The following is a 14,465-nucleotide window of genomic DNA, read 5'->3' as shown; positions in this document are numbered from 1 at the left end:
CACGCCTGGCCTACACTGCGGGTTCTCCCGACGGAAACGCGCGCGTGGTCTCCAGCTGGATCCTGCTGCTGGTCTCGGTTGCCTATGCCGCGCTGCTGTTCGGCGTGGCGTGGTGGGGCGACCGTCGGCCGATGTACCCCGACCGGCCGTGGCTGCGGCCGGTGGTCTACAGCCTGGCGCTGGCCGTGTACTGCTCGTCGTGGACCTTCTACGGCGCGGTCGGCACCGCCGTGCGCAACGGCGTGGGCTACCTGCCGATCTACATCGGCCCGCTGCTGCTGCTGCTGTTCGGCTGGCGCATCATCGAGCGCCTGGCGCTGATCGCACGCAGCCAGAACGTGGTCTCCATCGCCGATTTCATCTCCTCGCGCTTCGGCCGCTCGCGGCGGTTGGCGGCACTGGTGGCGATCATCGCGCTGATCGGCATCATTCCGTACCTGGCGCTGCAGTACAAAGCGGTGGCGATGAGCCTGCAGGTGCTGACCGGCAACACCGGCCCGACCGGCTTCTTCACCGATCCGGCGCTTTACGTGGCGCTGCTGATGGCGTTGTTCGCCACCCTGTTCGGTACCCGCCAGGTCGATGCCACCGAGCACCACCACGGCATGATGCTGGCCATTGCGCTGGAGTCGGTGATCAAGCTGGTGGCGATGGTGGCGGTGGGCGTATTCGCCTACGTCTGGCTCAGCGACCGCAACGAGGCCGTGGTGGAGTCGGTGCATACGCTGTTCACCGGGTTGCCGCCAGTGGGTTTCATCTCGCAGACCCTGCTCAGCTTCCTCGCCATCATCTGCCTGCCGCGCCAGTTCCATGTGGCGGTGGTCGAATGCGGTGATGTGCGCGATGTACGCCGTGCACGCTGGATGTTTGGTGGCTATCTGGTGCTGATTTCGGCGATGGTGCTGCCGATCGCCACGGCCGGTGTCAGCCTATTTGGCGTGGGCAGCGGCGTTGCCGATGACTCGATGGTGCTGGCGCTGCCGTTGGCTGAAGGGCGCAATGCGCTGGCGCTGATCGCCTATGTGGGCGGCTTCTCGGCGGCCACCGGCATGGTCATTGTCTCGTCCATCGCGCTGGCTACCATGGTCAGCAACGACCTGGTGATGCCGGTGCTGCTGCGTCGCAGTGGCGATCACCAGGAAGCGGCCGACGTCGCCTCGCGGGTGCTGTGGATCCGACGCCTTGCGATCCTGCTGCTGGCGCTGATGGCGTACAGCTACTACCGCAGCAGCAGCAATGACAGCACCCTGGCCTCTTACGGCCTGATGGCGTTTGCCGCCGTGGCGCAGTTCGCGCCGGGCCTGATTGGCGGCCTGTACTGGCGCGGTGCCAGCCGCCGCGGTGTCGAGACCGGCATGCTGCTGGGCTTTGCCACCTGGTTGTATACGCTGTTGCTGCCGGCGATGACCATGGCCGGCTGGATGGATGCCGGCTGGGTGCAGGACGGCCCGTTCGGCATCACCTGGCTGCGTCCGCAACAGCTGTTTGGCATGACCGGGTGGGACCCGCTGACCCATGGCACGTTCTGGTCGCTGCTGGTCAATGCGGCAACGATGATGCTGGTGTCCGCGCGCTGGCGGCCCGGTGTCGACGAGCGCCTGCGCGCCGCACCCTTCCTCGACCCGTATGCCGAACGCCCCTCGGTGGCGGGTGGTTGGCCGGGTCACGTGCATGTGGGCGATCTGCTGGCGCTGGCCTCGCGCGTGGTCGGCGAGCGCCATGCGCGGCGCTCGTTCTTCGAGCAGGCGCAGTCGCTGGGCCGGGAGCTGCAATCCTCGGCGCCAGCGGACCGGCCGTGGGTGCAGTTCACCGAGCGCCTGCTGGCCGCGTCGATTGGTGCGGCCTCGGCGCGCCTGCTGCTGACCAGCCTGCTGCGTGGCTCGGGCATGGACCTGGGCGAAGTGGTGGCGGTGCTGGACGAAGCCGGACAGGAACTGCGCTTCAACCGCGAGATCCTGTCGACCACGCTGGAGAACATCAGCGCCGGGGTCAGCGTGGTCGATCCGGACATGCGGCTGACCGCGTGGAATCGTCGCTACCAGGACATGTTCGGCTACCCCGACGGCATGCTCTACGTGGGCCGCCCCGTGGCCGACCTGATCCGCTACAACGCCGAGCGCGGCGAGCTGGGCGAGGGCGATATCGAAGTGCAGATCAATCGCCGCATCGGCTACATGCGCGCTGGTTCACCGCACGTGTTCGAGCGCACCCGCAGCGACGGCAAGGTGATCGAGATGCGTGGCCAGGCGCTGCCCGGTGGCGGTTACGTGACCAGCTACAACGACATCACCGACTACAAGCACGCGGAAAAAGCACTGTTGGAGGCCAACGAGACGCTGGAACAGCGCGTGGCCGAGCGCTCGCATGAGGCCGAGGTCGCGCAGCAGTCGAAGACCCGCTTCCTGGCGGCGATCAGCCATGACGTGCTGCAGCCGTTGAATGCAGCGCGCCTGTTTGCTTCCGCGCTGCGCGACAGTGATCACGTGAGCGACGAGCAGAAGCATCTGGCCGAACGCGTGGATGCGTCGCTGCGCGCGGCCGAAGAACTGCTCGATGGCCTGCTGGATGTATCGCGTCTGGATGCCGGTGGCCTGCATCCGGTGATCGGCGAGTTCGACGTGAGCGCGCTGATGCGCGAACTGGCCGCACAGTACACCCCGGTCGCCGCCGGTCGTGGCCTGCGCCTGGACCTGTTCGCACGACCTGCATGGGTGCGCAGTGACCGCCGTCTGCTGCGCCGCGTGCTGCAGAACTTCATGGCCAATGCGCTGCGCTACACCCGCCAGGGCCGCATCGTGCTGGCCGTGCGCCAGCGCGGTGACGAGGTGGAGCTGCAGGTATGGGATACCGGCCCCGGTATTCCCGAGCACCACATGCGGCAGATCTTCGAAGAGTTCCACCGCTACCAGCAACCGTTCGATTGGGGTGAGCAGGGGTTGGGGCTGGGCCTGTCGATCTGCCAGCGCATCTCGCGCCTGCTCGACCATCGCCTCAATGCACGCAGTCGCGTGGGTCGTGGTTCGATGTTCTCGATCATCCTGCCGCGGGTGGCGCCGCTGCCGGGCTACACCGAGCTGGCCACGCCGGTACAGGCCGTGACCGTACCATTGCGCAGCGATTCACTGGCGGGCCTGCGCGTGCTGTGCGTGGACAACGATGAAGAGATCCTCGACGGCATGCGCGCGCTACTGGGTCGCTGGCAGGTGCAGGTGATCACCGCTGCCACCGTCGACCAGGCGCTGGAGAAGATTGCCGAGCGCCCTCAGGTGATGCTGGTGGATTACCACCTGCACGACCGCATGGATGGCCTGGATGCGCTGGTGGCGCTGCGCGAAGCCGCCGGCTACCCGCTGCCGGGTGCGTTGCTGACCGCCGATGGCCGCGACGAGCTGAAGCGGATGGCACGCGAACGCGGCTATCGCGTGCTGACCAAGCCGATCAAGCCGGCCTCGCTGCGCGCCTTCCTGGGCGCGCTGCGCGACGCGCAGTAGATCCACGCCATGCGTGGATGTGACGTCAGGTAGTGCCGGCCGCTGGCCGGCAACCACGTAATCGCGGAAGCGTTACCCCACACCGTGCAGGTGTTCGTACAGGATCGTCGCGCCGATGATCACCAGGATCACGCCACCGATGATCTCGGCACGCTTGCCCACCATGCTGCCCAGCACACGGCCGAGCATGATGCCGGCGGTGACCATGGTCAGCGTGCACAGGCCGATGACCGCGGCCATCACGCCGATATGCACGTCCATGAAGGCCAGGCCGATGCCCACCGCCATCGCGTCGATGCTGGTGGCGAAACCGGTCAGCGCCAGCTTCCAGAAGCCGTGGTGCTGCGAGGGGTCTTCGTTTTCCTCGCCACTGTCCGGACGCAGGCCGTTGTAGATCATGTGGATGCCCAGCGCACCGAGCAGGCCGAAGGCGATCCAGTGGTCGAAGGCTTCGACGTACTGCAGCGCGGCGCGGCCGAGCAGCCAGCCGATGATGGGCGTGATCGCCTCGATGACGCCGAAGATGATGCCGGCACGCAGTGCATCGCGGAACACCGGCTTGCGCATGGCCGCACCCTTGCCGATCGCCGCGGCGAAGGCATCGGTGGACATGGCAAAGCCGATCAGGAGGATCGAAATGGGGGACATGGGCGGCTGCTGAGGTCGGGCTAGGACGGACGCACGGCCTGCGCTCGCGCCCAACCTGACGTTGCGCGCGCGGGCCGCTGGTCTCGCCAACCATCATGGTTGTCCACGCCACGGCGCACTGGCCGAGTATGTTGACGTGGACGATTCCTGCGTAGGAATCCGGCTACTCCCCAAGGGGACGCGAAGCTTAGCATCGCGATTCGCGCGTGGCGCATTTCCAGCGAAACGCGCAGGCAGGGCTGGTTTGTATAGCGATGGCTATAACAGGGCGAAGCAAAGGCGTGCCAAGCAAACTTGGCACCCACCGGGGATGCGGTAGTGCAGGCCGCTGGCCGGCAGGGCAGCGTGGAGAGCGTGCCAATCAAGCTTGGCACCTACCGGGAATGCGGTAGTGCCGGCCGCTGGCCGGCAGGGCAGCGTGGAAAGCGTGCCAAGCAAGCTTGGCACCTACCAGTGCGGTTTCAGATGATGTTGCACGTTCCAGGCCAATGCCGGCCAGCGGCCGGCACTACCGTCAATCTTCTTCCGGCGGCAGCACGATGGCGTCGTCGTCGATCGCCAGCTTGCCGGCCATCAGCACCGCCTGGGTGCGGTTGGTCACGCCCAGCTTGCGCAGGATGGCGGTGACGTGGGCCTTGATCGTCGCTTCGGAAACGTTGAGGTCGTAGGCGATCTGCTTGTTCAAGCGGCCTGCGCCCAGCATCTGCAGCACGCGGAACTGCTGCGGGGTCAGCTCGCGCAGGCGCTGGCCGACTTCGCGTTCTTCGCTGCCGGTAGGCGGCACGTTGTGCGCTTCCGGCGGTGCCCAGGTCTCGCCATCGAGGATGGTGCCCAGTGCGTGGCCGATGGTGTCCGAATCCGCAGACTTCGGAATGAAGCCCAGCGCGCCGTGGTCGAGCGCGCGGCGCATCACCGTGGCTTCTTCGCGTGCGGACACTACCACCACCGGCAGCTGCGGGTGCAGTGAGCGCATGTGCACCAGTGCGTTGAAGCCCTGCGCACCCGGCATGTTGAGGTCCATCAGGACCAGGTCGGCGTCGTTGTGCTGGTCGGCCAGCGCGTACAGCGCTTCCACGCTGTCGGCCTCGAACAGTTGTACGCCCGGGATGACCCGCTGCACGGCCCCACGCAGGGCTTCGCGGAACAGCGGGTGGTCATCGGCAATCAGGAGGGTGGTCATGGGTCGAGCTTATCGATCAGGAAAAAGAGCGACGTGATGGCAGGTGCAGGACGGGTCGGACACGGCCGGGTCCCTCCTCCCGGCCACGTCCCTGGCGCGTCCTGCGCCTGCAGTCACGCCATCAGCGCACCTTGCGCTCGTCCACCAGCGACGCCACCACCGACGGATCGGCCAGGGTCGAGGTGTCACCGAGCTGGTCAGGCGCGTTCTCGGCGATCTTGCGCAGGATGCGGCGCATGATCTTGCCCGAGCGGGTCTTCGGCAGGCCCGGCGCCCACTGCAGGTGGTCCGGCGTGGCGATCGGACCGATCTCCTTGCGCACCCAGGCAACCAGTTCCTTCTGCAACTCGTCGCTCGGTGCCTCTTCGGCCACCAGGGTGACGTAGGCGTAGATGCCCTGGCCCTTCACGTCGTGCGGGAAGCCGACCACGGCCGCTTCGGCCACCTTCGGGTGCGAGACCAGCGCGCTTTCCACTTCGGCGGTGCCGATGCGGTGGCCGGACACATTGATCACGTCATCGACGCGGCCGGTGATCCAGTAGTAGCCGTCTTCGTCGCGGCGGCAACCGTCGCCGGTGAAGTAGCTGCCCGGGTAGGTACGGAAATACGTATCGATGAAACGCTGGTGGTCGCCGTACACCGTGCGCATCTGGCCAGGCCAGGAATCACGGATGATCAGGTTGCCCTCGGTCGGGCCGTCCTGGATCTCGCCATCGGCATTGACCAGCGCCGGCTGCACGCCGAAGAAGGGCAGGGTGGCCGAACCCGGCTTGAGGTCCATCGCGCCGGCCAGCGGTGAGATCAGGATGCCGCCGGTCTCGGTCTGCCACCAGGTATCGACGATCGGGCAGCGGCTGTCACCGACCACCTCGTAGTACCAGCGCCAGGCTTCCGGATTGATCGGCTCGCCGACGCTGCCGAGCAGGCGCAGCGACGCGCGTGAGGTCTTCTTCACCGGTTCCTCGCCTTCGCGCATCAGCGCACGGATGGCGGTCGGGGCGGTATAGAAGATGGTCACCTTGTGCTTGTCGATGACGTTCCAGAAGCGCGAGGTGTCCGGGTAGTTCGGCACGCCTTCGAACATCAGCGAGGTCGCGCCGTTGGCCAGCGGGCCGTACACGATGTAGCTGTGACCGGTGACCCAGCCGACGTCGGCGGTGCACCAGTAGATGTCGTCTTCGCGCAGGTCGAACACCGCTTCATGGGTGTAGGCCGCATACAGCAGGTAACCGCCGGTGGTGTGCAGCACGCCCTTCGGCTTGCCGGTGGAACCGGAGGTGTAGAGGATGAACAGCGGGTCTTCCGCGTTCATGCGTTCCGGCTCGCAGGTGGCCGGCTGGCTGTCCACCACGTCGTGGAACCAGCGGTCGCGCGGGGCCTGCATGTCCACCGCGCCGCCGGTGTGGCGCACCACCAGCACGGTTTCCACGGTATTGGTGCCGGGCAGCTTCAGCGCGGCATCGACGTTGGCCTTCAGCGGAATCCTGCGGCCACCGCGCAGGCCTTCGTCGGCGGTGATGATCAGCTTGCTCTGGCAGTCGCTGACGCGGTCGGCGATCGAGTTCGGCGCGAAGCCACCGAACACCACCGAGTGGATCGCACCGATGCGCGCGCAGGCCAGCATGGCCACGGCGGCGTCGACGATCATCGGCAGGTAGATGGTGACGCGGTCGCCCTTCTTGACGCCCAGGTTGCGCAGCGCGTTGCCGAGGCGGCAGGTGCGCTCGTACAGCTCGCGATAGGTCACGTGCTGGGCCGGTGCATCCGGGCCGTCCGGCTCGAACAGCAGGGCGGTCTTGTCGCCGCGCGTTTCCAGCTGGCGATCCAGGCAGTTCACGCTGGCATTGAGCTCGCCATCCTCGAACCACTTGATGTGGAAGTCGGACAGGTCGTAGCTGACGTTCTTGATCTTCGTCGGCTTGCGCATCCATTGCAGGCGCTCGGCGGCCTTGCCCCAGAAACCATCCGGGTCGGTCACCGAAGCCTGGTACTGCTGTTCGTACGACGTCTTGTCGATGCGTGCCTTGGCGGCGAACTGCGGATCGACGGGGTAGATATCAGCCATGGCACCCTCACTTGCACGTTGACTTTGTATGTGCGGTCGCAGCATCGCAGCGACCGATCCCCTTCAGTTTGCCCCATCCACCCCCGGCCGCGTCACCACCTTGGTTAGACCATGGTCGAAAGTGAGCGCCCAGCAGGGCCGGGTTCGACCAATGGCCAATAGCCGCTGTGCGTGAACGCCCCGCAGTCTCGGCTCGACCGTGCCCCACGCGCGGCATCACCTTGCCACTTGGGAGAGAGGGCAACATGAGCCACCGTACGTTGAAAGCCGTGCGCAAACCTTTGGCGGCCTGCCTGTTGGTCGCCCTGGTCGCACCGGGCATGGCGTTCGCAGAGACCGCCAAAGAGAAAGCGCTGGAAGCACGCGTTGCTGAACTGGAACGCCAGGTCCAGCTGCTGCTGTCTTCGCAGCAACAACAACAGACCCAGATCAGCCAGACCCAGCAGGCGGTGACCGAAGTCCGCACGGTGCAGGCCGAGCAGAAGCCGGTCGCACAGGTGCCGGCGGGCAAGCAGCCGATCCAGGTCACCACCATCACCCCGGGCGCGGCGCCGGGCACCACGGTCAAGATCGGCGGCTTCATCAAGGCCGACTTCCTGGCCACCCAGACCAGCGATGGCCAGTTGGCCGACGACGCCACCGGCCGCTCACTGTACCTGCCGGGCCAGACCCCGGTGGAAGGCGCCGGCGGCAGCGGCAAGCGTTCGGGTACCGACTTCAATGCCCACGCCAAGTTCTCGCGCTTCAACCTGGGCATCGACAACGTGAGCGAATCGGGCAACAAGGCCGGTGCGTTCTTCGAGATGGACTTCTTCGGCAACTCGCTGGGCAACCAGACCGCCACCAATACCTACGGTGTGACCCTGCGCCACGCCTACATGTACTGGAACAACTGGATGGCCGGCCAGACCTGGTCCAACTTCATGGACGCGGCCGCACTGCCGGAAGCGGTCGACTTCGTCGGCCCCACCGACGGCGTGATCTTCGTGCGCCAGGCCCAGGTGCGCTACACCCAGGGCGGCTTCAGCTTCGCGCTGGAAAACCCGGAAACCACCACCCTCACCGGTACCCGCAATCCGGTCACCGGCGCGTGGACCAACGCCAGCGCCAACTCCGACCGTGGCAGCCTGCCCGATCTGACCATGCGCTATGGCTGGAAGGGCGAGTGGGGCACCTTCGGTGTCGGCGGTATCGTCCGTCAGCTGAAGGTCGACAACCAGGCCACCGGCGCCAAGGCCGACAAGGTGGCCGGCGGCCTGACCCTGGGCGGCAAGTGGGTGATGGGTGACAGCGATTCGCTGCACTACCAGCTGACCGGCGGCGAAGGCATCGCCCGCTACATCGGCCTGGGCATCACCGCGGACAGTGCCTATGACGTGGCCCGCGACGAGCTCAACCCGACCGGCGTGCTTGCCGGCTACGTGGGCTGGCGGCATGCGTTCTCGTCGAAGCTGCGCACCAACCTGATCTATGCGCGCAGCGACTACGACAACGACAGCATCCTCGGCCCGCTGGTGACCAAGAGCGTGCAGAGCATCCGCGGCAACATCTTCTACTCGCCGCTGCCCAAGGTCGATATCGGCGCCGAGCTGATGTACGGCCGTCGCGAAGTGGAGAACGGCAACAAGGGTGATATCACCCGGTTGCAGTTCACCACCAAGTACAGCTTCTAAATGAGTGCCGACCAAGGTCGGCACCTACAGAGATTGTGTGCCGACCAACGGTCGGCACCCACCAACAACGATTGCTTCGGAGGGGAAGCGTCTTATGTCCAGCACTGCATCAAGCCCGCACAATGCGGCGGGCACCCTGACCAAGGGCCACAAGAAAGTCATTTTCGCCTCGAGCCTCGGCACGGTGTTCGAGTGGTATGACTTCTTCCTGTACGGCTCGCTCGCGGCCATCATTGCCAAGCAGTTCTTCAGTGGCGTCAATGAAACCACGGGCATGATCTTCGCCCTGCTGGCGTTCGCCGCCGGCTTCTTCGTGCGTCCGTTCGGCGCGGCCTTCTTCGGCAGCCTCGGCGACCGCATCGGCCGCAAGTACACCTTCCTGGTCACCATCCTGATCATGGGCATCTCGACCTTCCTGGTTGGCGTGCTGCCCAACTACGCCTCGATCGGCTTCGCCGCACCGGTGATCCTGATCATCCTGCGCCTGGCCCAGGGCCTGGCGATGGGCGGCGAGTACGGCGGTGCCGCCACCTACGTGGCCGAGCATGCGCCGGACGACAAGCGCGGCCTGTACACCAGCTTCATCCAGTGCACCGCCACGCTCGGCCTGTTCATGTCGCTGCTGATCATCCTGGCCTGCCGCTACTTCCTGGGCAATGAAGCCTTCGAAGCCTGGGGCTGGCGCATTCCGTTCCTGGTCTCGATCCTGCTGCTGGGCGTGTCCGTGTGGATCCGCCTGCAGCTGAGCGAGTCGCCGCTGTTCCAGCAGATGAAGTCCGAAGGCAAGGGCTCCAAGACGCCGTTCCGTGACAGCCTGAAGGGCGGCAACCTGAAGCTGATGCTGCTGGTCCTGCTCGGCGCTGCAGCCGGCCAGGCCGTGGTCTGGTACGGCGGCCAGTTCTACGCGCTGTTCTTCCTCAGCAGCATGCTGAAGGTCGATGCCACCACCTCCTACCTGCTGATCGCGGCCGCGCTGGCGCTGGGCGTGCCGTTCTTCATCTTCTTCGGCTGGCTGTCCGACCGCATCGGCCGCAAGAAGATCATCCTGGCCGGCTGCCTGCTGGCGGCTGTTACCTACATCCCGATCTTCAAGGGCCTGACCCACTTCGCCAACCCGGCCATCGAAGAAGCCCGCAGCAGTTCGCCGGCCCTGGTCGTGGCCGATCCGAATACCTGCTCGTTCCAGTTCGATCCGGTTGGCCTGCGCAAGTTCACCAGCTCCTGCGACGTGGCCACCGCTGCGCTGACCAAGGCCGGTGTGCCGTACGACGTGCAGCCCGCCGCCGCCGGCTCGCTGGCGATGGTGAACGTGGGCAGCGCCAGTGTCACCTCGTATGAGGCCGCCGGCCTGACCAAGGAAGACGGCAAGGCCAAGGCCGATGCGTTCGGTGCGGAACTGAAGACCGCCCTGACCACCGCCAGCTACCCGGCCAAGGCCGATGGCGCCCGCATCAACATCGCCGGCACCATCTTCATGCTGTGGCTGCTGGTGCTGTACGTGACCATGGTCTACGGCCCGATCGCCGCCTACCTGGTCGAACTGTTCCCGACCCGCATCCGCTACACCTCGATGTCGCTGCCGTACCACATTGGCAACGGCTGGTTCGGTGGCTTCCTGCCGGCAATCTCGTTCGCGCTGGTGGCCGGTACCGGCAACCTGTACTACGGCTTGTGGTACCCCATCATCATCGCGCTGATGTCGGTGGTGGTCGGCGGCCTGTTCCTGCGCGAGACCAAGGACGTGGATATCACCAAGTAACCGGTGGGTTCCATGCAATGAAGGGAGGCCGCGGTGCAGACCGCGGCCTTTCTGTTTGTGGGCCGTGCCCACTCGGCTCGCATTCCGGTAGTGCCGGCCGCTGGCCGGCAACCTCATGAATCTCCGCGGACATGAAGCCGTTGCCGGCCAGCGGCCGGCACTACCATTGCGTTGCGCAGCACGCCGTATAGTCAGCCCATGACTACCACCACGCTGACCGACCTCCCCGCCATCCTGCACACCCTGCGCAGCGCGTGGCAGGCCCAGCGCCCGCTGCTCGACCAGCGCGAAGCCGACCTGCGCCGCCTGCGCGAGGCATTGAAGCCGCGCCTGGACGAAATGGCGCAGGCCATCGCCGAGGACTTCGGGCATCGCGCCCACGTTGAATCGAAACTGGCCGATGGGATGAGTGTGCTGTCGGCCATCGACCACCTGCGCCGCCACCTGCGGCGCTGGTCGAAGCCGCAGCGGGTAGGTGCCGGTTGGCGACTGTGGCCGGCGCGCGCGCAGCTGCGGCCGACGCCGCTGGGCGTGGTCGGGGTGATCTCACCGTGGAATTACCCGGTCACCCTTGCCCTGGTGCCGCTGGCCACCGCGATTGCTGCCGGCAACCACGTGCTGCTGAAGCCGTCTGAGCACACGCCGCGCACCAGCGCGTTCCTGGCCGATCTGCTGGCCAGTGTGTTCCCGCCCGATCGGGTGGCGGTGGTGCAGGGCGGGGCGGACGTGGCCGCAGCGGTGTCTTCGCTGCCACTGGACCATCTGCTGTTCACCGGCTCGACGGCGGTCGGCCGCAAGGTGATGGCGGCCGCTGCCGAGCATCTGGTGCCGGTCACGCTGGAGCTGGGCGGGAAGTCGCCGGCCATCGTCTGCCGTGATTTCCCGCTGGACAAGGCAGCCGCACGGCTGGCCACCGGGAAATGGTTCAACGCCGGGCAGACCTGCATTGCGCCGGACTACGTGCTGATCGATACCGTGCGCCAGCGCGAGTTCGTGCAGGCGCTGCAGCAGCAGGTACGCGAGCGCTACGGCGATTTCAGCAGCGCCGACGACTACACGCGCATCATCAACGAAGGCCAGTACCAGCGCCTGCAGGGCTATCTGGCGCAGGCGCGGGAACGTGGGGTGCCGGTGATTCCGCTGGCGCAGGTGGATGAGGCGCGCGCTGACCGCGAGCGCCTGCTGGTGCCGACCGTGGTGCTGGACCCGCCGGACGACCTGGATCTGATGCGCGAGGAGATCTTCGGCCCGATCCTGCCGGTGCGGGCCTACCCGGATCTGGATGCCGCGCTGGCCGACGTGCTGTCCCGTGACCGGCCGCTGGCGCTGTATCCCTTCAGCCATGACACGGCGACGGTGGAGCGCATCCTCGGCCAGGTGATGGCCGGCGGGGTGACGGTGAATGACACGCTGCTGCATTTCGCGGCCGATGGCCTGCCGTTTGGCGGGGTAGGGGCCAGCGGCATGGGCGCGTACCACGGCCGGGCCGGGTTCGATGCAATGAGCAAGCGGCTGCCGGTGCTGTGGCAGTCGCGCTGGGCGGCCAGCGACCGGCTGCGGCCGCCGTATTCGAAGATTGCGGGGTTGTTGAAGCTGCTGCTTCGGTAGTGCCGGCCGCTGGCCGGCAAATGCAGGGTCTCGCCGAGGGTTCATGGGGTTGCCGGCCAGCGGCCGGCACTACCGGTAGATGCCAACCCGCGCGGCCCCTTCCGGTAGGTGCCAACCTTGGTTGGCACAGGGTGATTGCCGGCGCCAACCAAGGTTGGCGTCTACCGGGGTATATGGGCGCCCATCAAGGCCACCCGGGTAGAATGGCCCCATGAAAATCGCCTCGTGGAACGTCAATTCGCTCAATGTCCGCCTGCCGCACCTGGAGCAGTGGCTCAAGGATTTCGGCCCGGACATCGTCGGTATCCAGGAAACCAAGCTGGAGGACCACAAGTTCCCCGATTCGGCGCTGATCGCCGCGGGCTACCGCAGCGTGTTCGCCGGCCAGAAGACCTACAACGGCGTGGCGCTGCTGTCGCGTGAGCCGGCGCAGGACGTGCAGATCGGCATCCCCGGCTTCGAGGACGAGCAGAAGCGCGTCATCGCCGGTACCTTCGGCGATCTGCGGGTGATCAACCTGTACGTGGTCAACGGCCAGGACGTCGGCACCGACAAGTACGACTACAAGCTGCGCTGGCTGGAAGCGGTGCATGCGTGGATCGCCGAAGAACTGCAGCGGCATCCGAAGCTGATCGTGATGGGCGATTTCAACATCGCCCCGGACGCGCGCGACGTGCACGACCCGGAGGTGTGGAACGAAAACCACATCCTGACCTCCACCGCCGAGCGCGGCGCACTCAACAAGCTGCTGCAGCTGGGCCTGCACGATGGCTTCCGCCTGCACAATGACGAGGCGGGCACCTTCAGCTGGTGGGATTACCGTGCAGCCGGCTTCCGCCGCAACCTGGGCCTGCGCATCGACCTGACCCTGGTCTCCGACGCGCTGAAGGGCAGTGCGGTGGCCTCGGGCATCGACCGCGAGCCGCGTACCTGGGAACGCCCGAGCGACCATGCGCCGGCGTGGGTGGAAGTAGAGTCGAGCTTGCTCGACTGATCTCCCATGCAGTCGAGCAAGCTCGACTCTACAGAACGGGGCCCGACGATTGCCGGGCCCCGTTGTGATGCGTCTGCCGGCCAGCGGCCGGCACTACCATCAGATCACCGTATGCTCTTGCGGGTGAACAGGTTGACGATCGCCAGCAGGATCACCGCACCGATCAGCGAGAACAGGAAGGTGCGGATGGTGATCGCTTCGTTGATGCCGCCGCCGAACAGCCAGCCGGAAATCAGCGCGCCGACGATGCCGACCACGATGTTGAGGATGATGCCCTGCTGGGCATCGCGCTTCATGATGATGCTGGCCAGCCAGCCTACGATGCCGCCGACGATCAGCCAAACGATGATGCCCATGATCGAACCTCCGGTGGGGAACTGTGACCAGTTGACGCGCAGGCCTGTGAACCCGTCGTGGAATTGCGTGATGGGCGCGTGCGGATGAGCCTGCCAGCGACCCTCGACGGCCCGTGGCGCTTCGGTCCGGTGACGGTCTGGCGGTGCCCGCACGTGCCGGGCCACCGCGGTGAACCGCAGGCGCGGCAGGTGCTGGCGCAGGCATTGGGCGCCGACCCGGAGACGCTGCCGCTGCTCCGCGATGACAAGGGCCGGCCGGAACTGAGCGGCGCGCTGGCCCACTACGGCACCGGTTGGAGCCACAGTGGCGAGGTGCTGCTGGTGGCGCTGGGCGAAGGCGTGCGGCTGGGTGTCGACCTGGAACTGCTGCGGCCGCGGCCGCGTCTTCTGGAAATCGTACGGCGCTTCTTCCACCCCGAGGAGGTGGCCTGGCTGGAAAGCCTGGACGAGGCCGGACGCGAGCACTGGTTCTTCCGCGTGTGGTGCGTCAAGGAGGCCATCCTGAAGGCGCACGGGCAGGGCATCTCGTTCGGCCTGCACCGCCTGCAGCTGGCGCCGGGGGCCGATGGCGCCCTGCACCTGCGCTGGTGCGACCCGGAACTGGGCGAGGCCGCGCGCTGGCACCTGCACGAATGGCAGGCCAGCGGCCAGTTCCGTGCGGCATTGGCCTGGTATCCGCACTGAAGCGGGG

General features: G+C 66.5%; 10 protein-coding genes and 1 riboswitch. Of the genes, 6 read left to right on the top strand and 4 right to left on the bottom strand.

What is annotated here, in order from left to right:
- Positions 1-44: 44 nt before the first annotated feature.
- Positions 45-3,491: a hybrid sensor histidine kinase/response regulator gene (locus EKL94_RS04760; RefSeq protein WP_126928195.1), complete on the top strand. Its 3,447-nt coding sequence runs from the start codon at positions 45-47 to the stop codon at positions 3,489-3,491.
- Positions 3,492-3,563: 72 nt separating this feature from the next.
- Here the strand turns inward: EKL94_RS04760 and EKL94_RS04755 are convergent, their stop codons facing one another.
- The 3 genes from EKL94_RS04755 to acs all read right to left on the bottom strand — a co-directional run bounded on the left by EKL94_RS04755 (position 3,564) and on the right by acs (position 7,384).
- On the bottom strand, positions 3,564-4,139 hold the full coding sequence (locus EKL94_RS04755; protein ID WP_126928194.1) for a manganese efflux pump MntP: 576 nt from the start codon (positions 4,137-4,139) through the stop codon (positions 3,564-3,566).
- 88 nt (positions 4,140-4,227) lie between these two features.
- Positions 4,228-4,317: riboswitch (yybP-ykoY riboswitch) on the bottom strand.
- 336 nt (positions 4,318-4,653) lie between these two features.
- Complete coding sequence (locus EKL94_RS04750; RefSeq protein ID WP_005420420.1) at positions 4,654-5,319, bottom strand: response regulator transcription factor; 666 nt, start codon at positions 5,317-5,319, stop codon at positions 4,654-4,656.
- A 121-nt stretch (positions 5,320-5,440) separates the two neighbouring features.
- On the bottom strand, positions 5,441-7,384 hold the full coding sequence (gene acs, locus EKL94_RS04745; RefSeq protein ID WP_110714184.1) for an acetate--CoA ligase: 1,944 nt from the start codon (positions 7,382-7,384) through the stop codon (positions 5,441-5,443).
- Between the two features lie 245 nt (positions 7,385-7,629).
- Here acs and EKL94_RS04740 point away from each other — a divergent pair, with 245 nt between their 5' ends.
- The 4 genes from EKL94_RS04740 (at position 7,630) to xth (ending at position 13,418) form a co-directional block, all read left to right on the top strand.
- The gene (locus tag EKL94_RS04740; RefSeq protein ID WP_126928193.1) at positions 7,630-9,057 is read left to right on the top strand and encodes a DcaP family trimeric outer membrane transporter; all 1,428 of its coding nucleotides are present in this window, start codon (positions 7,630-7,632) and stop codon (positions 9,055-9,057) included.
- A gap of 94 nt (positions 9,058-9,151) precedes the next feature.
- Complete coding sequence (locus EKL94_RS04735; protein WP_126928192.1) at positions 9,152-10,816, top strand: MFS transporter; 1,665 nt, start codon at positions 9,152-9,154, stop codon at positions 10,814-10,816.
- A 198-nt stretch (positions 10,817-11,014) separates the two neighbouring features.
- The gene (locus EKL94_RS04730; RefSeq protein ID WP_126928191.1) at positions 11,015-12,424 is read left to right on the top strand and encodes a coniferyl aldehyde dehydrogenase; all 1,410 of its coding nucleotides are present in this window, start codon (positions 11,015-11,017) and stop codon (positions 12,422-12,424) included.
- A 211-nt stretch (positions 12,425-12,635) separates the two neighbouring features.
- On the top strand, positions 12,636-13,418 hold the full coding sequence (gene xth / locus EKL94_RS04725) for an exodeoxyribonuclease III (RefSeq protein ID WP_126928190.1): 783 nt from the start codon (positions 12,636-12,638) through the stop codon (positions 13,416-13,418).
- A gap of 104 nt (positions 13,419-13,522) precedes the next feature.
- Here the strand turns inward: xth and EKL94_RS04720 are convergent, their stop codons facing one another.
- Positions 13,523-13,774: a GlsB/YeaQ/YmgE family stress response membrane protein gene (locus EKL94_RS04720; RefSeq protein ID WP_012512507.1), complete on the bottom strand. Its 252-nt coding sequence runs from the start codon at positions 13,772-13,774 to the stop codon at positions 13,523-13,525.
- An 84-nt stretch (positions 13,775-13,858) separates the two neighbouring features.
- Here EKL94_RS04720 and EKL94_RS04715 point away from each other — a divergent pair, with 84 nt between their 5' ends.
- The gene (locus EKL94_RS04715; RefSeq protein ID WP_126928210.1) at positions 13,859-14,458 is read left to right on the top strand and encodes a 4'-phosphopantetheinyl transferase family protein; all 600 of its coding nucleotides are present in this window, start codon (positions 13,859-13,861) and stop codon (positions 14,456-14,458) included.
- Positions 14,459-14,465: the final 7 nt, after the last annotated feature.

The sequence above is a fragment of the Stenotrophomonas maltophilia genome, from assembly GCF_003970865.1.
GTDB lineage: Bacteria > Pseudomonadota > Gammaproteobacteria > Xanthomonadales > Xanthomonadaceae > Stenotrophomonas > Stenotrophomonas maltophilia_AR.
The sequence above is the reverse complement of the archived record's forward strand: the minus strand, read 5'-3'. Positions and strand labels throughout refer to the sequence as shown.